The organism is Pseudactinotalea sp. HY158 (genome assembly GCF_009660225.1).
GTDB lineage: Bacteria > Actinomycetota > Actinomycetes > Actinomycetales > Beutenbergiaceae > HY158.
Genome location: NZ_CP045920.1, coordinates 1,505,789 through 1,525,000 on the forward strand (window position 1 = coordinate 1,505,789; position 19,212 = coordinate 1,525,000).

The window sequence follows — 19,212 nt, forward strand, 5'->3', positions numbered from 1 at the left end:
ATCCTGCCCGTGGGCGGGGTGTCGACTCGGTGCGGGGTAGGGAGCCGGTGCGGTGCACCGAGGAGTTTCCCCGCGGACTCGGCTGGGCCGATCTGCCGGAGGCGGCCTCAGGCCGTGCGACTCGCGGCCGCCGGGTCGAGGATCCACAGCGTGACCTCCCGGCCACGCGCCCCGGCCGCGGGCGTCGTGGAGACCGGCTCGTCCCGCAGGGCGGAGGCGATGGCGTCGGCCTTGCCCGCACCCCATGCGGCCAGCCACACCTGCCGGGCCGTGTTGATCGACTCGAAGGTGAGGGAGACACGCTCCGGTGGGGGCTTGGGGGAGTCCGCCTCGACGACTGTCACACCGGTCGCCGTCAGGCCGGCGTGCCCCGGGAACAGGGAGGCGATGTGCCCGTCCGGACCCATCCCCAGCAGCACGACGTCGAACACCGGCTGCGGCTCGCCGTCGGCGGCGAAGCGGGCGAGCTCGGCCGCGTACCGATCGCCGGCCTCCGCCAGGGTGAGCCCCTCGTCGGAGGCGGGCATCGGGTGCAGGTTCTCCGCCGGCAGGTCGATCCGGTCGAAGAGCGCGTCGCGGGCCTGGACGGCGTTCCGGTCGGCGTCGGCGGCGGGCACGAACCGTTCGTCGACCCACCACACGTGCACGGAGCCGAGATCGACCAGGTCGAGCAGGTCGGATTCGGCGACCGCGCCGAGCACCTCGGTGCCCACGGAACCGCCCGAGACGGCGATGTGCACGTGCTCGCGCACGGCCTGGGCGTCGATCAGGGCGAGCAGCAGCCGGGCTGCGGTCGCGCGGGCGAGGGCGCGGGCATCGGGGTGGACGATGACGGCGCGCTCACGGGCCGGGGCGCTCATGGCAGGACCTCCTCGGAGATGGTGATGGCGGACAGTCCCTGCGTCAGGGTGGCGCCGTAGATGGTGTCGGCGTCGAGTCGGCGCAGATCCTCCATGAGGCAGTCGGCCGTGGTCCGCAGCGGCATCGCGATCTGCTGCTCGGGCTGCCCGGGGGCGGTGATCGTGAGCACGGCGCTGCCCTCGGGACGCCGCATGCAGATCATCCCGGCCTGGCGGAAGAGCCGGAACGCCGTGATCGCCGTCGCGTCCTCCTCGTGCACCACCCGGACCGGCACACCGAGGGCGTAGGCGAACCAGGCGGCGAACAGGCGCACGGACGGTCGGCGCGCATTGCCGCACACCTCGACCGAGTCGACCGCCTGATGCGGAGGCTGGTCGAGGGCGGCGGCGGCGAGCCCGCGCCACAGGGTGGTGCGGGCCCACGACAGATCGGTGTCGCCGGGGGCGTAGTTCTCGGCGAGGGCGTACAGGTCGCCGATCGGGTCGTCGCCGGCGAGCACGTCGCTGATGCGCCGCTGGGCGATCGCGCCGATGAGGCTGCCGCTCATGCTCTCGGGTGCCCGATTGCGCCACCAGACCGCGATCGGCGTGTCCGGCAGCAGCAGCGGATTGACGAGGGTGTCGGGCGAGAGGTGTTCCTCGATCGAGGTGTGCAGCACGACCACCTCACTCGCCCCCGCATCGGCCCCGAGGCGGATCTGGGCGTCGATCCGGCCGCCGTTCTCCGGCTGAGAACCGTCGACGACGATGACCCGGCTCGGGTGCTCGCGGCTCGCATCGTTCGCCGCTGCGATCGTGCGTTCGACGTCGCCGCCGGTGGCGACGACGATGAGGGTGAGCACGCGACCGAGTGCGACGACCCCGCCCTCCTCCCGCAACTCGAGCAGCTTGGAGCCGATCTCGCCGGTGTTCGTTCCTTCGAGCGTGACGATCACGGTCGCCTCCATTTCCGGCCGTCCCGGGCCAGCATCGCGTCGGCGGAGGCCGGCCCCCACGTGCCGGGACGGTACGTGTCCGGCCGGTCGTGAGTGGCCCAGTACTCCGTGATGGGATCGAGGATCTCCCACGACAGCTCCACCTCGCGCTGGCGCGGGAACAACGGCGGGTCGCCGAGGAGGACGTCGAGGATGAGCCGCTCGTAGGCCTCGGGGGAGGCCTCCGTGAACGCGTGCCCGTAGCCGAAGTCCATGGTCACGTCGCGCACCTCCATCGAGGTGCCCGGCACCTTGGAGCCGAACCGGATCGTCACCCCCTCGTCGGGCTGGACCCGGATGACGACGGCGTTCTGCCCCAGCTCCTGAGTGGCCTCGGAGTCGAAGGGCAGGTGGGGCGCCCGCTTGAACACGACCGCGATCTCGGTGACGCGGCGGCCGAGCCGCTTGCCGGTACGGAGGTAGAACGGCACGCCGGCCCACCGGCGGGTGTCGATGTCGAGCCGCATCGCGGCATAGGACTCGGTGACGGACTCGGGGTTCATCCCCTGCTCGTCGAGGAACCCGACCACCTCGTGTCCGCCCTGCCAGCCGCCCAGGTACTGGCCCCTGGCGGTGTGCGCGGCCAGATCCTCGGGCAGCCGCACGGCCGAGAGGAGCTTCTCCTTCTCGGCCCGCAGATCGTCCGCGTCGAAGGAGACCGGCTCCTCCATCGCGGTGAGCGCGAGCAACTGGAGCAGGTGGTTCTGGATCACGTCCCGGGCTGCGCCGATGCCGTCGTAGTAGCCGGCTCGGGAGCCGATGCCGATGTCCTCGGCCATCGTGATCTGCACGTGGTCGACGTAGTTGTTGTTCCAGATCGGTTCGAACATCTGGTTCGCGAAGCGCAGCGCGAGGATGTTCTGCACCGTCTCCTTGCCGAGGTAGTGGTCGATCCGGAAGACCGCATCGGGGGGGAACACCTCGGAGACCACGTCGTCGAGCGCCTGGGCGCTGAGCAGGTCGTGCCCGAACGGCTTCTCGATGATGACCCGCCGCCACGAGCCCTCCCCGCCCCGGGACAGCCCGGACTCGGCGAGCTGGCGGCAGACGAGGGGGAACTGACCCGGCGGGACCGACAGGTAGAACGCGTGGTTCCCGCCCGTGCCCCGCTCGGTGTCGAGCTCCCGGACCGTCTCGGCGAGCTTCTCGAACGCGTGATCGTCGCCGAACTCGCCGGAGACGAACCGCACGCCCTTGCAGAGCTGCTCCCACACCTCCTCACGGAATTCGGTGCGGGCGTAGGTGCGGACCGCGTCGTGCGCGATCTGCTGGAAGTCCTGGGTCTCCCAGTCCCGGCGGGCGAACCCGGTGAGGCCGAAGCCGGGTGGCAGGAGTCCGCGGTTGGCGAGGTCGTAGACCGCCGGCATGAGCTTCTTCGTGGCCAGGTCGCCGGTGACCCCGAAGATCACCAGCGAACACGGGCCCGCGATCCGGGGTAGACGGCGGTCGCCCTCCAGCCGGAGCGGATTGGCGCCGGCGGCGGACGGCCCTGCCATCAACGACCCATCTCGGCGGAGACGGTGTCGATGAGGGACTGCCACGACTTCTCGAACTTCTCCACGCCCTCGGCCTCGAGCTCGGCCATGACGGCGTCCAGGTCGATGCCGAGTTCGGTCACGGTCGCCATCGCCGCCCGGGCCTCGTCGTAGTGGCCGCGAACGGTGTCCGCGCCCGCGCGCGAGTGGTCGAGCACCGCCTCGAGGGTCGCGTGTGGCATCGTGTTCACCACGTCGTCGGTCACGAGCTCGTCCACGTACTTCGTGTCGGAGTACTCCGGGTTCTTCGTGCCGGTGGAGGCCCACAGCGGCCGCTGGGCGTGCGCCCCGGCCGCCGCCAGGTCGGCGAACCTCGGAGCCGAGAAGATCTCCTCGTACACCTCGTAGGCGAGGCGCGCGTTCGCCACGGCGATCGTTCCTCGGGCGGCGAGCGCCTCCGGGGATCCGATCCGGTCGAGCCGGTCGTCCACCTTCACGTCGATCCGGGAGAGGAAGATCGAGGCGGTCGAGCGGATCGTGCCCGGGTCGATGCCCGCGGCCCGCGCCTGCTCCAGGCCGTCGACGAACGCGGTCGCCACCGCCCGGTATCGGTCGAGGGAGAAGATGAGCGTGACGTTCACGCTGATCCCCGCAGCCGTGGCCGCGGTGATCGCGGGCAGCCCCTCGACCGTGGCCGGGATCTTGACCATGAGGTTGGGTCGGTCGACGATCCGGGCGAGCTCGAACGCCTGGGCGACCGAGCCGTCCGTGTCGTGGGCCAGCCGCGGATCGACCTCGATCGAGACGCGACCGTCCTTGCCGCCGGTCGCCTCGTACGTGGGCAGGAACAGGTCGCACGCCGCCCGGACGTCATCGGTCGTGATGGTCGTGACGGCCTCCGCCACGCTCACCCCGCGGCCCGCCAGGTCCGCGAGCTGCTCGGCGTAGGCCGTGCCGTCCCCGACCGACTTCTGGAAGATCGTCGGGTTGCTCGTCACGCCCACGACGTTCTTCGTCGCGATGAGGTCCGCGAGGCTGCCGTCACCCAGCGCCTCCCGGGAGAGGTCGTCGAGCCAGATCGCCACGCCCGCGTCGTTGAGTCTGTCCAAAGCTGTCTTCGTCACCGTAGCTCCTCGATCGTTGAGTTCGTTGGTCTACCCGTGTCAACCGGCGTCGGCCGCGATCGATTCCTTCGCCGCGGCCACGACGGCCTCGGGGGTGAAGCCGAACTCGCGGAACAGCGTGGCAGCGTCCGCCGAGGCGCCGAAGTGCTCGATCGAGACGGCCCGGCCCGCGGTGCCGAGGTACTTGAACCACGGCATCGCCACGCCCGCCTCGATGCTCACGCGGGCCCGGACGGCCGCCGGCAGCACGGACTCGCGGTACTCGGCGTCCTCGGCGTCGAACCACTCGAGGCACGGCGCGGACACGACCCGGGTGCCGATCCCGGCGGCCTCGAGCTGCTCCCGGGCGGCCACGGCGTGCTGAACCTCGGAACCGGTGCCGATGAGGATGACGTCCGGGGTGGGCGTGGAGGAGTCGATGAGCACGTACGCGCCCCGGGCGACGCCGTCCACACTCGCGAAACCGTCCGTCCCGCGCGGGAAGGTGGGCACGCCCTGGCGGGTGAGGGCGAGGCCGGCGGCGTGGCCGGGGCGGCGCAGCACCTCGGCCCAGGCCGCGGCGGTCTCGTTCGCGTCCGCGGGCCGCACGACCGACAGCTGCGGGATCGCCCGGAGCGCGGCGAGATGCTCGATCGGCTGGTGGGTGGGGCCGTCCTCCCCGAGTCCGATGGAGTCGTGGGTCCACACGAAGATGCTCCCGGCCTCCTGCAGGGCCGCGAGCCGCACGGCCGGGCGCATGTAGTCGGAGAACGTGAGGAACGTGCCGCCGTAGGCGCGGGTGAGGCCGTTGATCGAGATGCCGTTGAGGATCGCGGCCATGGCGAACTCGCGGATCCCGAAGTGCAGGGTGCGCCCGTACTCGTCGCCCTGGAACGTGTCGCTCGAGCGCTCCGCCGGGAAGAACGAGGGCACGTCCGGCATCGTCGTGTTGTTCGACCCGGCCAGGTCGGCCGAGCCGCCCCACAGTTCGGGCAGCTCCGGGGCGAGGGCGGCGAGCACCTTGCCGGAGGCGGCGCGGGTGGCCACGGCCGTGCCCGCGGGGAAGTGCGGGAGGACGGCGTCCCAGCCGCCCGGCAGCTCGCGGGCGCGCAGACGGTCGAGCAGGGCCGCCCGCTCCGGGTTCGCCTGCCGCCACGCCTCGTAGCTCACGTCCCACTGCGCCCGCAGCGCGGCGCCGCGCTCGACCAGGCCGCGGGTGTGGTCGATGACGTCGGCGGGCACGTCGAAGATCCCCGCGGGGTCGAGGCCGAGGTTCTCCTTCAGGCCCGCGACCTCCTCGGTGCCGAGCTTGGCGCCGTGGGCGTCGCCGGTGTCCTGCTTGGTCGGGCTCGGCCAGGCCATGATGGTCTTGAGGCGGATGAACGAGGGGCGGTCCCGCTCGGCCTTCGCGGCCACGAGCGCGGCGTGCAGGGCGTCGACGTCCTCGAAGTACTCGGTGCCGCCGTGGGTCCAGTCGACCTCCTGCACGTGCCAGCCGTAGGCCTCGTAGCGGGCGCAGACGTCCTCGGTGAACGCGATCGAGGTGTGGCCCTCGATCGAGATGCGGTTGTCGTCCCAGATCGTGATGAGGTTGCCGAGGTTCTGCGTGCCGGCGAGGGAGGAGGCCTCGGAGGAGACGCCCTCCTGCAGGCAGCCGTCGCCCACGACGCAGTAGACGTGGTGGTCGAACGGGGAGGTTCCGGGCGCGGCGTCGGGGTCGAGGAGCCCGCGCTCACGGCGCGCGGCCATCGCGACCCCGACGGCCATCGCGATCCCCTGACCGAGCGGCCCGGTGGTCACCTCGATGCCCGGGGTGTGGTTCACCTCGGGGTGCCCGGGGGTGCGCGAGCCCCACGTGCGCAGGTGCTCGATGTCGTCGAGCTCGAGGCCGAAACCGCCCAGGTACAGCTGGATGTACTGGAGCAGGCAGGCGTGGCCGTTCGAGAGCACGAAGCGGTCGCGGCCGAGCCAGTGCGGGTCGGCCGGGTCGGAGGTCATGACGTGCTGGTAGAGCAGATAGGCCGCGGGGGCCAGGCTGATCGGCGCGCCGGGGTGGCCGCTGCCGCACTTCTCGACCGCGTCGGCGGCGAGTGCCTTGGCCACGGCCACGGCCTTGACATCGACCTCGGACCAGTTGAGGGAGGCGACCTTCGGGGCGGAGACGTTCACGGGGCCTACTTTCCAGCCGATGTGGCTCTGACGTTCGAGAATCGCGCCGACGCACGATCGGCGCGCGGATCCATTCCATCGAGGATAGTGGCTGCGATCGTCCGGCCGCACGGGCGTCCACTCCTCGTCGTCGGCTTCGGTCCCCGGTGGGCGTCGCCTAGACTGGAGGGGTTCGCATCGTGCTGGGTGACCGCGCAGAGGTCGCCCGTTGATCTCAGGAGTTCTCAGACGTGGCGCATCCTCCCGTTTCGACCGCGCCGAACCTCGGAAGCCGGCGCTCCGGAGCGGTGAGCGTCCGCGATCGCATCGGCGGCTTCGTCGCGTTGACCAAGCCGCGCATCATCGAGCTCCTGCTCGTGACCACCGTGCCCACGATGGTCCTGGCGGCCGGGGGCTGGCCCGGGGAGGGTGCGCTCGACGGCCTCCTGCTCGTGATCGCGACCGTGATCGGCGGCACCCTCGCGGCCGGCAGCGCGAACACGTTCAACATGTGGTACGACCGCGACATCGACGCGATCATGAGCCGCACGCAGAAGCGTCCGCTCGTGACCGGGGTCGTGAGCCCGGTCGCCGCGCTCGTGTTCGCCTTCGTGCTCGCCGCGGCCTCGGTGCTGTGGCTCGGGCTCCTCGTCAACTGGCTCGCGGCCTGGCTCGCCCTCGCCGCGAACGCCATGTACTCGATCGGGTACACGATCCTCCTCAAGCGCCACACCACCCAGAACATCGTCTGGGGCGGCGCGGCCGGCTGCATGCCCGTGCTCATCGGCTGGGCGGCCGTGACCGATTCGCTCGGCTGGGCACCCGTGCTGCTGTTCGGGATCATCTTCTTCTGGACCCCGCCCCACTACTGGCCGCTGAGCATGAAGTTCAAGAAGGACTACGCCGACGCGGGTGTGCCGATGCTGCCCGTCTCGGCTCCGGCCCCGCTCGTGGCCTGGCAGATGGTCGCCTACGCGGCGGCGATGATCGGCTGCTCCCTCGCGCTCGTCCCGGTCGCCGGGATGGGTTGGTTCTACGGGATCGTGGCGCTCGCCGCGGGTGCCTGGTTCGGCCTCCTGTGCGTGCAGCTGTGGCGCCGGGCACGCTCCGGTGCGCGCAAGCTGCTCGCGATGAAGGTGTTCCACGGCTCCATCACGTATCTCACGATCGTGTTCCTGGCCGTGCTCGTCGATCCGTTCCTGCCCTTCTGAGCCGTGCCGGCGCGATGACCAGCCCCGGGACCGCTGGGGACCTCCCGGCCGGACTGGGCACGCCGCTGCGCCAGTACCTCGACCATCTCGCGGTCGAGCGCGGCGCCTCGAGCCATACCCAGGCGGCGTACCGCCGCGACCTGCAGCGCTACGTGCGGTATCTGCAGGAGCGGGGTGTGGACGACGTCGCCCGCGTCCGGGAGCGGGACGTCGCCGAGTACGTCGAGGCCCTCCGTACGGGTACGGACGGCGGCAGCGCGCTGTCCGCCTCGTCCACGGCCCGGGCGGTGGTCGCCGTGCGCGGCTGGCACCGGTTCCAGCTGCAGGAGGGGCGGTCCGCCGAGGATCCGTCGCGGCGGGTGCGGCCCCCGGGCGGGATGAAGGCGCTGCCCAAGGCGATCGGGCTCGACCAGGTGAACCGGCTGCTCTCGGGCGCCGAGGCGGCCCCGGACCCGCTCGGCCTGCGCGATCGCGCGCTGGTCGAGGTGCTCTACGGCACGGGGGCCCGGATCAGCGAGGCGGTCGGTCTGGCGGTCGACGACGTCGAGACGGGGCAGGCCCCCGCGATCCGGCTCTTCGGCAAGGGCCGCAAGGAGCGGGTCGTGCCGATCGGGCGGTACGCGGTCGAGGCGATCGAGGCGTACCTCGTGCGGTGCCGACCCGTGCTCATGCAGGCCGGCGGCGGACACGGCGCGCTGTTCGTCAACCAGCGGGGCAATCCGCTGTCCCGGCAGAGCGCCTGGGCGATCCTGCAGGCGGCGGCCGACCGCGGCGGCCTCGACGCCCACATCTCCCCGCACACCCTGCGACACTCCTATGCCACGCACCTGCTCTCCGGCGGCGCCGATGTACGGGTGGTGCAGGAGCTCCTCGGTCACGCCTCGGTGGCCACGACCCAGATCTACACGATGGTCAGCCCCGACACGCTCCGGGAGATCTACACCGCGGCTCACCCCCGCGCCCTCGGCTGAGACGCGCCCTCGGCTGAGACGGTTCCCTCGGTCGGGACGTGACCGCCGCGTCGGTTCCGCACGCGGATCGCCGCAGCCGTATCCCCGCGCGGGAGTCGGGCGTAGAACTGAAGACATGGCCGAGCGAGACACCGGGCGAGGTAGCGGGCGAGATGCCGGGCAGGACGACGGGCGAGACACCGGGCGCGTCGACGGTGGCTCCGCGGTGGCCGTCCACCGACGGACGTGGCGGCTGGAGGACGTCACGGTCGCCGATCCGGAGGCGATGCGCCGATCGGTGACCGGGACCGCGGTCGGCAACTTCATGGAGTGGTACGACTTCGGCGTCTACGCCTATCTCGCGACCGTCATCGCCCAGGTGTTCTTCCCCTCGGGCGCCTCGGGCACGGCCTCGTTGATCGGCACCTTCGGGATCCTCGCCGCCTCGTTCCTCGTGCGCCCGCTCGGAGGGTTCGTGCTCGGCCCGCTGGGCGACCGGATCGGACGCCGGCGGGTCCTCATGGTCACGATCACGCTCATGGCCTGCGCGACCACGGCGACGGGCCTCCTGCCGGGTTATGACAGCTGGGGCCCGTGGGGGAGCGGCATCGGCTTCTGGGCGGCGATCCTGCTCCTGGTCACCCGGATGGTGCAGGGCTTCTCGACCGGCGGCGAGTACGTCGGGGCGATGACCTACATCGACGAGCACGCCCCGGATCGTCGCCGCGGATTCCTCGCGGGCTTCCTGCCCGTGGGCACCCTGTCCGGCTACATCTGCGGCGCGGCGCTGGTCACCGGGTTGACGGCGGGCCTCTCCCAGGACGCGATGCTCGCGTGGGGATGGCGGATCCCGTTCCTGCTCGGCGGGCCGCTCGGCCTCGTCGCGCTGTACATGCGGCTGCGGCTCCAGGAGACGCCGGCCTTCGAGAAGCTCACCGAGGAGGAGAAGGCGGGCTCCGAGGGCGGCGGGGCCCAGCAATTCCGACAGACGGTCGTCGAGCAGTGGCCGCGGCTGCTCGTGTGCATGGGGCTCGTGCTCACGTTCAACGTGACGAACTACATGCTCAGCGGGTACCTGCCGACCTACCTCGAGAGCATCGCCTCCCTCTCGAGCACCGTCGCGCTCGTCATCGTCACCGCGGTCATGCTCGTGCTGGCGGCGGCGGTGCTGTTCGTGGCGCGGCTCTCCGATGCGGTCGGGCGCAAGCCGGTCATGTGGACCGGCTGCGGGCTTCTCGTCGTGGCCTCGATCCCGGCGTTCGCGCTCATGCGTTCCGGTGAGCATCTCGTGGTGTTCCTCGGGGTGCTGATCGTCGGCATCATGTTGTTGTGCTTCAACAGCACGGAGCCCTCGACCCTGCCCGCGCTGTTCCCCACGAACGTGCGCTATGGGGCGCTGGCGGTGGCCTTCAACATCTCCGTCTCGGCCTTCGGCGGCACGACGCCGCTCATCTCCGAGGGGCTCGTCTCCTGGACCGGGAACGAGATGATGCCCGCCTACGTCCTCATCGTCGCCGGCATCGTGGGAATCGTGTGCGTGTTCTTCACGCCCGAGACCGCGCGCCGGCGGCTCCCCGGCGGGAGCCCGACCGTCGCCACGGACGACGAGGCGCGCTATGTCGCCGAGACCGGCACGATCGAGGATCCGGGGGAGTCCGCGGGTGGGATCACCGAGACCGAGGCCGGCACAGAGAACACAGAGAACACAGAGAACACAGTGGGCAGAGAGGGCCCAGAGGGCCCAGATGGCACAGAGGGCCCAGACGGCACAGAGGGCACCGAGCGCGAGCGGCGCTGAGCCGTTCGGGAGGGCGGCCCGAACGAGACGGATTGCGCGTCGTCCGGCGGTGTGCTTTGGCGCGGGAGCGTTCGGCCAGTAGGTTACGAAGTGATGAGCACCGACGATCTTGCGCCCGTTCCGAACTTCCCGGAGCCCCCTGCCCTGACCGGGCACGGCCCGGCGCGGATTATTGCCATGTGCAACCAGAAGGGCGGCGTCGGCAAGACGACCACGACCATCAACCTGGGTGCGGCGCTCGCCGAGTGCGGTCGCCGCGTGCTCATCGTGGACTTCGATCCCCAGGGCGCGGCCTCCGCCGGCCTCGGCGTCAGCGCCCACGAGCTCGACGAGTCGATCTACACCGTGCTCATGTCGCCCCGCTCGGACGTGCGCGAGGTCATCCACCGCACCTCGGTCGAGGGCCTCGACGTCGTGCCCGCGAACATCGACCTGTCGGCCGCCGAGGTGCAGCTGGTCTCCGAGGTCGCCCGCGAACAGGCGCTCACGCGGGTGCTGCGGCCCGTGCTCGACGACTACGACGTCATCCTCGTCGACTGCCAGCCCTCCCTCGGGCTCCTCACCGTCAACGCCCTCACGGCCGCACACGGGGTGATCATCCCGCTCGAGACCGAGTTCTTCGCGCTGCGGGGGGTCGCCCTCCTGGTCGAGACCATCGACAAGGTGCGCGACCGCCTCAACCCGCGCCTGCACACCGACGGCATCCTCGCCACGATGTACGACGGGCGCACGCTGCACGCCCGGGAGGTGCTCGAGCGGGTGCGCGAGGCGTTCGGCGACAAGGTCTTCACCACGGTGATCGCCCGCACGATCAAGTTCCCGGACGCCTCGGTGGCCACCGAGTCGATCCTCACGTATGCGCCCACCCACGCCGGGGCCCACGCCTACCGGGCGCTCGCGCGCGAACTCATCTCCCGTGGCGACGTCGCCTGACCCGCCTGCAGACCCCCGGCGCGAATTCGAGGTCACGCTCGAGAACTTCTCGGGCCCCTTCGACCTGCTCCTGCAGCTCATCGCCCGCCGGCGGCTGGACGTGACCGAGGTGGCGCTCGCCGTCGTCACGGACGAGTTCATCTCCTATATCCGCGGCCAGGGCGGCTGGGACCTGTCGCAGGCGAGCGAGTTCCTCGTCATCGCCGCGACCCTCCTCGACCTCAAGGCCGCGCGGCTGCTGCCCTCGGGCACGGTCGACGACACCGAGGACCTCGAACTCCTCGAGGCCCGGGACCTGCTCTTCGCCCGGCTGCTGCAGTATCGGGCATTCAAGGAGGTGGCCGGCTGGCTCGAGGGGCGCTGGCACGACGAGGGCCGCTCCCTGCCCCGTGAGGTCGGACTCGAACCGGCCTTCGCTGCGGTGCTGCCCGAGCTGGTCATGCAGATCGGGGCCGAGGACCTGGCCCGCCTCGCGGCGGGCGCCATGGCGCCGAAGGAGCCACCCCCGGGCGTGGACCTGACGCACCTGCACCATCCGGTGGTGAGCGTGCGGGAGCAGGCCGCGGTCCTCGTCGAGCGGTTGCGACGGAGCCGGGCGGCCACCTTCCGGGATCTCGTGGCCGACGCCGAGTCGCTCGGCCACGTCGTGGCCCGCTTCCTCGCGCTGCTCGAGCTCTTCCGCGAGCAGCTCGTGGGCTTCGAGCAGGCGGTCCCGCTCGGCGATCTCACCGTGCGCTGGACGGGGCAGGACGAGGGTACCGTGAACATCGGCGACGATTTCGACGAGGAGCGCTCATGAGGAGCCCAGCGAGCACCGGGCCGCAGCAGGACGACGACACGGGGGCCGACCAGGGCGCCGGGGGTGTGCCCGCCGCGATCGAGGCGATCCTCATGGTCGCCGACGAGCCCGTGTCCGCTACGCGCCTGGCCGCGGTGCTCGCGGTGCCGCGGGCCGTGGTGCTCGAGGCCCTGCACGCGCTGTCCGGGCAGTACGCGGGCCGCGGCTTCGTGCTGCGGGAGGTGGGCCGCGGCTGGCGGTTCTACTCCCACCCGGACTACGCCGACGTCGTCACCGAGTTCGTGCGGGACGGTCAGACGGCGCGGCTCACCCAGGCGGCGCTCGAGACCCTCGCGGTCGTCGCCTACCGCCAGCCGATCTCCCGCGGCCGCATCGCCGGCATCCGCGGCGTGAACGTCGACTCCGTCGTGCGGACGCTCACGACCCGGGGGCTGGTGACCGAGACGGGGACCGACGTCGAGACCGGTGCCGTGCTCTACGCCACGACCGACGTGTTCCTCGAGCGGCTAGGATTGCGCGGTTTGGACGAGTTGCCGCCGCTGGCGCCGTACCTGCCCGAGGTCGAGGCGCTGGACGACGTCGACGCGCCGCGATGAGTCCGATCGGCGAGGCGGGCGCCGCCGTGGCGGCCCGCGACCGGCGAACGAGGAGACGAGCATGACCGACCGACACGAACCCACCGGGGTGCGACTGCAGAAGGTGCTCGCGGGGGCCGGGGTGGGCTCGCGCCGCGCCTGCGAGGTGCTCATCGCCGCCGGCCGGGTGAGCGTCGGCGGCGTGACCGTGCGCGAGCTCGGCACCCGGGTCGATCCCGCGACGGCCGTCATCCACGTCGACGGGCTGCGGGTTCAGCTGGACGAGGGGCTGGTGACGCTCGCGCTCAACAAGCCGCGCGGCGTCGTCTCCACGATGAACGACGAGCGGGGCCGGCCCGACCTGTCGGAGTTCGTGGGCGCCCGCCCGGAGCGGCTCTTCCACGTGGGCCGCCTCGACGCCGAGACCGAGGGCCTGCTGCTGCTGACGAACGACGGGGAACTGGCGCACCGGCTCGCCCACCCCTCCTACGAGGTGAGCAAGACCTACGTCGCCCGGGTGCAGGGGCGCGTGAGCCGTGGCCTCGGGCGGCGGCTGCTCGCGGGCGTCGAGCTCGAGGACGGGCCCGCGGCCGTGGACCGGTTCACCGTGCTGGAGCAGGCCGCGGACGCCTCGCTCGTGCAGGTCGTGCTCCACGAGGGCCGCAACCACATCGTGCGCCGGCTGCTGGCCGAGGTGGGCCACCCCGTGACCCGGCTCTCCCGCACCGACTTCGGGCCGATCCACCTCGGCACCCTCAAGCCCGGTCGCACCCGGGTCGTCGGCGGACAGGAGCTCGGCCGGCTCATGCGCGCCGTCGACCTGTGACGGGTGTGATGACCCGCACACCCGCCCGGCGCGTCCACCCGGTACGAGCCCGGCGATCGGGTCGGACGAGTAGGGTCGTGGGGTGACCAGCGAACCAGCGGCCACCGTCGGCCCCGTTCTCATCATCGGAAGCGGCCTGCTCGGAGCCAGCATCGGACTGGCCCTGACGGCGCTCGGGGTGAGCGTGCGCATCCGCGACGCCTCGCCGGTAGCGCAGGCGCTCGCCCGGGACCTGGGCGCCGGGGAACTCGACGCCCCCGGGGCCGAGCCGCCGACGCTCGTCGTCGTGGCGACCCCGCCCGACGTGACCGCGGGCATCGTCGGGTCGGCGCTGCACACGTTCCCGCGCGCGGTCGTCACCGACGTCGCGAGCGTCAAGGGCGTGATCCTCGAGGAGTTGCGCGACTTCGCCACCCTCGACCTCAGCCGCTATGTCGGCTCCCACCCGATGGCCGGCCGTGAGAAGTCCGGCGCCTCGGCAGCGACCGGCGAGCTCTTCGCGGGCCGCCCCTGGGTGATCTGCGCCCACGAGGACGCAGATCCGGCCGCCGTGCTCGCCGTGCGCAACCTCGCGGGCGACCTCGGGGGCGCCCCCGCCTACCTCGGCGCGCGCGAGCACGACGACGCCGTCGCGCTCGTCTCCCACATGCCGCAGCTCGTCGCCTCGCTCGTGGCCGCCCGGCTGCTCGAGGCACCCGAACCCGCCCTCGGCCTGGCCGGGCAGGGCGTGCGCGACCTCACCCGGATCGCGGCGAGCGACGCGAAACTGTGGACCGCGATCATCACCGGGAACGCGTCGTCGGTACGGACCGTCATGCGCGAGCTGCGCGACGACCTCGACGGCCTCCTCGAGGCCCTCGACCGGGCCGCCGAGGACGGCCCGCTCGCCGTCGGCGCCATGCACGGGATCGCCGGGGTGATCTCGGCGGGCAACGACGGCGTGGGGCGGATCCCCGGCAAGCACGGCGGAGCCCGCAAGCGGTACACCGAGGTGATCGTGCTCGTGCCCGACCAGCCGGGCGAACTCGGTCGGCTGTTCGGCGAGGTGGGGGAGATCGGCGTGAACATCGAGGACTTCGCCATGGAACACTCACCGAAGCAGAAGGTCGGCATGGCGATCGTCTCCGTCGTTCCGGCGGCGGCGCAGCAACTGGAGGATGCATTGACCGAGCGTGGGTGGCGGGTGGTGTCGGCGTGACGACCGTGGCGATCGACGGACCCTCCGGATCCGGCAAGTCGACCATCTCCCGGGCGATCGCCCGGGAACTGGGCATGGGCTACCTCGACACCGGGGCCATGTACCGATGCGCCACCTGGTGGTGCCATCGCCGCGGGGTCGACCTGACCGACCGGGCGGCCACGGCGGCCGCGGTCGCCGCGGTGCCCTGGATCATCGGCACGGACCCACTCGACCCGCGCTTCGTCGTCGACGGCGTCGACGTGACCGGCGCGATCCGCGAGACCCGCATCGCGACCGAGGTCTCGAAGGTCGCCACCAACCTGGCCGTCCGGGCCTGGATGAAGGAGGCGCAGCGCGCGATCATCGCCGCCGCGCCGGCCGGCATCATCGCCGAGGGGCGCGACATCACCACGGTCATCGCCCCCGATGCCGACGTGCGGATCCTGCTCGTGGCCGACGAGTCCGCCCGGCTCGCGCGGCGCGCCCGGGAGGTCCACGGCAGCGACGATCCGGCGGCCCTGGCCGCGACCGCCGACCAGGTGGTGCGCCGCGACGCCGACGACTCGACCGTCTCGAACTTCCGGATGGCGGCCGACGGGGTGATCACCGTCGACTCGACGCACCTGACCCTGCCCGAGACGATCGCGGCCGTGCGCGAGCTGGTGCTGGGCGCATGAGCCGGGCGGCCGGCAAGCCCACCCCGGGCCAGTCCATCCGCCCCGAGGACATCCGCCGATGGGGAACCGCGTGGTCGCGGCGCGTGGGCCAGTTCCTCGCCCGGATCGTGTGGAACACGACGATCATCGGGGCCGAGAACATCCCCGCCACGGGCCGGATCATCGTGGCGGCGAACCACACGGGCATCATCGACGGGCCGGTGTTGCACGGCGCGTTGCCGCGCCGGTCGCACTTCATCATCAAGGAGGAGGCGTTCTCCGGCTTCATCGGGATCCTCATGCGCGGGGCCGGGCAGATACCGGTCGACCGCAAGAGCGGCCGGGCGGCGCTGACGACCGCCCTCGCGCTGCTGAACGAGGACCGGCTCGTGGGCGTGTTCCCGGAGGGCACTCGCGGCCGCGGCGATGTGACCGACGCGAAGGCCGGGGTCGCGTGGCTCGCGGTCCGGGCGCAGGCTCCGGTCGTTCCCGTCGCGATCCTCGGCACCCGTCGGCCCGGCGACAAGCGCGGCCACGTGCCGGGATTCCGGGCCCGCCTGGCCGTCGTGATCGGCGAGCCGTTCGTCGCGGCCGACCCCGCGCTCGGCACGGGCCGTGCGGCCGTCACCGCCGCGGTCGAGCAGGTGCGCACCCACATGGCCGACAACGTCGCGGCCGCGATCGCCCGGACCGGGATCGACCTGCCCGAGTCCGCCGAGTGACACCGGCGGGAATGCGAGCCCGGCCCGAGCCTGTCAGAATACGGTGGTGACGACCTCCGAGCCGACCTCCGCCCCGCAGCCCCTCGATGCGTGGGACCCCGCCGAGACCGAGAGTATGGACGCGCGCTTCGACGTGGCCGAGAGCGCTGACGACGTCCGTCACGCCGAGGCCCTGCGTGCGGGACTCGCGGACTACCTCCTGGACGATGCCGACGCCGCGCTCCTCGACGCGCACGAGGGGGAGCAGGCCGAGAACGACGGTGAGGGGCCGCTGCCGGTGCTCGCCATCGTGGGGCGGCCGAACGTGGGCAAGTCCACGCTGGTCAACCGGATCCTCGGGCGTCGCGAGGCCGTCGTCCAGGACACCCCGGGGGTGACCCGAGACCGGGTCTCGTATTCGGCCGAGTGGTCCGGGCGGCGCTTCACCGTGGTCGACACCGGCGGCTGGGAGCGGGGAGCCAAGGGGCTGCCCGGACGGGTCGCGGACCAGGCCGAGGCGGCGATCGAGCTGGCCGATGCGGTGCTGTTCGTGGTCGACGCGAGCGTCGGCGCGACCGATGCCGACGAGCACGTGGTCAGGCTGCTGCGGCGTACGAAGAAGCCGAGCCTGCTCGTCGCGAACAAGGTGGACGACCAGCGCTCCGAGGCCGACGCCCTCGCGCTGTGGAACCTCGGCCTCGGCGAGCCGTTCCTCGTCTCCGCGCTGCACGGTCGCGGCTCGGGGGATCTGCTCGACCGGGTGCTCGAACTCCTGCCGGCCCGATCGGCCGTCGGCGACGCGCTGCCCCAGGGCGGGCCTCGCCGCGTCGCCCTCGTGGGCCGTCCGAACGTGGGCAAGTCCTCCCTCCTGAACAAGCTGACCGGCACCGACCGGGTCGTGGTCGACTCGGTCGCCGGCACCACCCGCGACCCGGTCGACGAACTCGTGAGCCTCGCGGGCCGCGACTGGTGGTTCGTCGACACCGCGGGCATCCGCCGGCGCGTGCACCAGACCTCGGGGCCCGACTTCTACGCCTCGCTGCGCACCCAGGCCGCACTCGAGAAGGCCGAGGTCGCGGTGGTGCTCATCGACGCCTCCCAGCCCGTGACCGAGCAGGACATCCGGGTGGTCCAGCAGACCGTCGACGCCGGCCGGGCACTCGTGGTCGCCTACAACAAGTGGGACCTCCTCGACGACGACCGCCGGATGCTCCTCGAACGGGAGATCGAGCGGGAGATGGTGCAGCTCACCTGGGCCCCGCGGATCAACTTCTCGGCGCGGACAGGCTGGCACACCGACCGGCTCGTGCGGGCGCTCGACACGGCCCTGGCCTCGTGGGATCAGCGGATCCCGACCGGCCGCCTCAACGCCTTCCTCGGTGAACTCGTGGCGGCCCACCCGCACCCGGTCCGGGGCGGGAAGCAGCCGCGGATCCTGTTTGCGACCCAGGCGTCGAACCGGCCGCCACGGTTCGTGCTCTTCGCCACCGGATTCCTCGAGCCGACGTATCGCCGGTTCATCGAGCGCCGCCTGCGCGAGGCGTTCTCCTTCGAGGGGAGCCCGATCGAGCTGAGCGTGCGGGTGCGGGAGAAGCGCCGCCGGCGCTGAGGAGCCGGCCACCGGGCGGATGGACGACGCGGGCTCGGGTTGACGGCGCGGGGCACCCGACGTAGTCGCCGGCCGGGCGGGCCGGGAGGACCGATCACGCCGGCAGCGGAGCGCGGGTCGCCGCCGAGGCGAAACCGAGCCACGTGTGGCGGTTCCCGGCCCAGCACCATCCGATCTTCGGGGCGTTCCGGTGGTCGGGACCGTCCCTGCCCGTGCGGTTGCCGATCCACAGCGCCGGCGTGCGCGAATCGAGGCGCCCGTTCGGCTTGCTCAACTGGATCGGGGCCGGCGGTTCCGTTCCATCAATGGGCAGGAAGTCGTCGACGTCGGTCATATCCGAGACCACGAACCCCGGCTTGCCGCGACGGGTGATCAACGGTGCGAGGCTCGAGGCCGGTGCACGGTGCGGGTGGAGCGCGAGGAGCGTGCTGCGAGAGTGTCCACGCCGAGGTCGATCAAGCGCTCGGCCTGATCGGGCAGGGAGGGCAGGAAGGGTAGGGCAGCAGGCTGGACGGTCACCACTCACCTTGCGACAGGGTCCGCGGTGGACATGCCAACGAAGGCGGATGGCCGCCCATTCTCGCCGTTGCCCGCAGGACTCCCGGCCGCTCGTCCTGCCGGCCTGCCCGGCCGGGCGCCCGTCCCCGCGGATCACGACGCCCATCGAGCGTGGAGTCGACGGAGGCTGGATTCCGAGTTGTCCACAGGGCCACCGAAACTGCTGACGAATCTGGCCGGGTTGTCTACCGTGGGGTGATGCCGACCGGCGCGGGTAGCAGAGTCGTGGGCCTCGGGGCGGCGTTCCTTGCGGGGGCGCTGCTGATGGCGGGGTGCTCGAACGGAGATGATCCGCCCGTCGACCCGGCGACTGTGGAGGTCTCCGATCCGGCGACGGATCGGGCGGCCGATCCCACGAGCCCCGAACCGACGAGCCCCGAACCGACGGCCACCGACGAGCCGGTGCCCGAGCCGAGTCCGTATCCCGAGCCGGAACGGCCCGCGGCCATGGACGACACGGGGGAGAAGGGAGCCATCGCCGCGGCCGAGTACTTCATCGACCTGTACAACTACGCGGCGTCGACGGGGGACGTTGGAGAATTCCAAGGGATCAGCCATCCAAACTGTGGTTTTTGCGCCGGAATGGTAGAAATGTTCAACGAAATCTATGGCGAGGGGAGTTGGCTCAAAGGATACAACGCGCGGATTGTTGATGTGACCGCTGAGCCGACGGTGGACGGGCTGGCGTATGAGGTCACATTCGGTCTCAGTCTCGACGCGGGGCGAGTGTATTCCGAATCCGGTCTCCTGGAGGAGTATCCAGAACTGAGTGAGGAGGGAGCGCGAATAGGTGTTCAACGATTCAATGACTGGAAGATACTGAGCGTTTATTCCGGAGAGGCGATCGAATGAAGAT

Annotated in this window: 18 protein-coding genes; 12 read left to right on the plus strand and 6 right to left on the minus strand. The window is 71.7% G+C overall.

Annotated features, from left to right (window positions below; all coding sequences use genetic code 11):
* Positions 1-107: 107 nt before the first annotated feature.
* Genes pgl through tkt form a run of 5 tightly spaced genes read right to left on the minus strand, consistent with a single transcriptional unit; the run spans position 108 to position 6,581 of the window.
* On the minus strand, positions 108-860 hold the full coding sequence (gene pgl / locus GCE65_RS06700; RefSeq protein ID WP_153877840.1) for a 6-phosphogluconolactonase: 753 nt from the start codon (positions 858-860) through the stop codon (positions 108-110).
* Positions 857-1,795 (minus strand): glucose-6-phosphate dehydrogenase assembly protein OpcA, encoded by a 939-nt coding sequence (locus GCE65_RS06705; protein WP_153877841.1) that lies wholly within the window; start codon positions 1,793-1,795, stop codon positions 857-859. Before GCE65_RS06705 ends, pgl begins: the two co-directional genes overlap by 4 nt.
* Complete coding sequence (zwf, locus tag GCE65_RS06710) at positions 1,792-3,330, minus strand: glucose-6-phosphate dehydrogenase (RefSeq protein ID WP_152818917.1); 1,539 nt, start codon at positions 3,328-3,330, stop codon at positions 1,792-1,794. Before zwf ends, GCE65_RS06705 begins: the two co-directional genes overlap by 4 nt.
* Positions 3,330-4,433 carry a transaldolase gene (gene tal, locus GCE65_RS06715; RefSeq protein WP_153877842.1) on the minus strand — a complete coding sequence of 368 codons (1,104 nt, stop codon included), beginning with the start codon at positions 4,431-4,433 and terminating at the stop codon, positions 3,330-3,332. Before tal ends, zwf begins: the two co-directional genes overlap by 1 nt.
* Positions 4,434-4,472: 39 nt before the next feature.
* Positions 4,473-6,581 carry a transketolase gene (tkt, locus tag GCE65_RS06720; RefSeq protein ID WP_153877843.1) on the minus strand — a complete coding sequence of 703 codons (2,109 nt, stop codon included), beginning with the start codon at positions 6,579-6,581 and terminating at the stop codon, positions 4,473-4,475.
* A 287-nt stretch (positions 6,582-6,868) separates the two neighbouring features.
* Here tkt and GCE65_RS06725 point away from each other — a divergent pair, with 287 nt between their 5' ends.
* The 11 genes from GCE65_RS06725 (at position 6,869) to der (ending at position 17,798) form a co-directional block, all read left to right on the plus strand.
* The gene (locus GCE65_RS06725) at positions 6,869-7,771 is read left to right on the plus strand and encodes a heme o synthase (RefSeq protein ID WP_228760149.1); all 903 of its coding nucleotides are present in this window, start codon (positions 6,869-6,871) and stop codon (positions 7,769-7,771) included.
* Positions 7,772-7,785: 14 nt separating this feature from the next.
* Positions 7,786-8,742, plus strand: a complete 957-nt coding sequence (locus GCE65_RS06730; protein WP_152818919.1) for a site-specific tyrosine recombinase XerD — start codon at positions 7,786-7,788, stop codon at positions 8,740-8,742.
* Positions 8,743-8,857: 115 nt separating this feature from the next.
* Complete coding sequence (locus GCE65_RS06735; RefSeq protein WP_228760150.1) at positions 8,858-10,519, plus strand: MFS transporter; 1,662 nt, start codon at positions 8,858-8,860, stop codon at positions 10,517-10,519.
* Between the two features lie 93 nt (positions 10,520-10,612).
* Entirely contained in the window at positions 10,613-11,452 is an 840-nt protein-coding gene (locus tag GCE65_RS06740; RefSeq protein WP_152818920.1) for a ParA family protein, read from the plus strand.
* A complete protein-coding gene (locus GCE65_RS06745) occupies positions 11,376-12,251 on the plus strand; it encodes a ScpA family protein (RefSeq protein ID WP_153877845.1) in 876 nt (291 codons plus the stop codon). The genes GCE65_RS06740 and GCE65_RS06745 overlap by 77 nt, the downstream gene beginning before the upstream one ends.
* Positions 12,248-12,847 carry an SMC-Scp complex subunit ScpB gene (scpB, locus tag GCE65_RS06750; protein WP_153877846.1) on the plus strand — a complete coding sequence of 200 codons (600 nt, stop codon included), beginning with the start codon at positions 12,248-12,250 and terminating at the stop codon, positions 12,845-12,847. Before GCE65_RS06745 ends, scpB begins: the two co-directional genes overlap by 4 nt.
* Before the next feature lie 61 nt (positions 12,848-12,908).
* Complete coding sequence (locus GCE65_RS06755; RefSeq protein WP_153877847.1) at positions 12,909-13,652, plus strand: pseudouridine synthase; 744 nt, start codon at positions 12,909-12,911, stop codon at positions 13,650-13,652.
* An 82-nt stretch (positions 13,653-13,734) separates the two neighbouring features.
* On the plus strand, positions 13,735-14,850 hold the full coding sequence (locus tag GCE65_RS06760; RefSeq protein ID WP_153877848.1) for a prephenate dehydrogenase: 1,116 nt from the start codon (positions 13,735-13,737) through the stop codon (positions 14,848-14,850).
* Positions 14,847-15,509 (plus strand): (d)CMP kinase, encoded by a 663-nt coding sequence (cmk, locus tag GCE65_RS06765; RefSeq protein WP_153877849.1) that lies wholly within the window; start codon positions 14,847-14,849, stop codon positions 15,507-15,509. Before GCE65_RS06760 ends, cmk begins: the two co-directional genes overlap by 4 nt.
* On the plus strand, positions 15,506-16,210 hold the full coding sequence (locus tag GCE65_RS06770; protein ID WP_153877850.1) for a 1-acyl-sn-glycerol-3-phosphate acyltransferase: 705 nt from the start codon (positions 15,506-15,508) through the stop codon (positions 16,208-16,210). Before cmk ends, GCE65_RS06770 begins: the two co-directional genes overlap by 4 nt.
* A gap of 115 nt (positions 16,211-16,325) precedes the next feature.
* Entirely contained in the window at positions 16,326-17,798 is a 1,473-nt protein-coding gene (der, locus tag GCE65_RS06775) for a ribosome biogenesis GTPase Der (protein WP_152818985.1), read from the plus strand.
* 94 nt (positions 17,799-17,892) lie between these two features.
* Here the strand turns inward: der and GCE65_RS17030 are convergent, their stop codons facing one another.
* The gene (locus tag GCE65_RS17030; protein WP_370460202.1) at positions 17,893-18,462 is read right to left on the minus strand and encodes a DUF5701 family protein; all 570 of its coding nucleotides are present in this window, start codon (positions 18,460-18,462) and stop codon (positions 17,893-17,895) included.
* Positions 18,463-18,554: 92 nt separating this feature from the next.
* Between GCE65_RS17030 and GCE65_RS06785 the strand changes: the two genes are divergently transcribed.
* Entirely contained in the window at positions 18,555-19,208 is a 654-nt protein-coding gene (locus tag GCE65_RS06785) for a DUF6318 family protein (RefSeq protein ID WP_153877851.1), read from the plus strand.
* Positions 19,209-19,212: the final 4 nt, after the last annotated feature.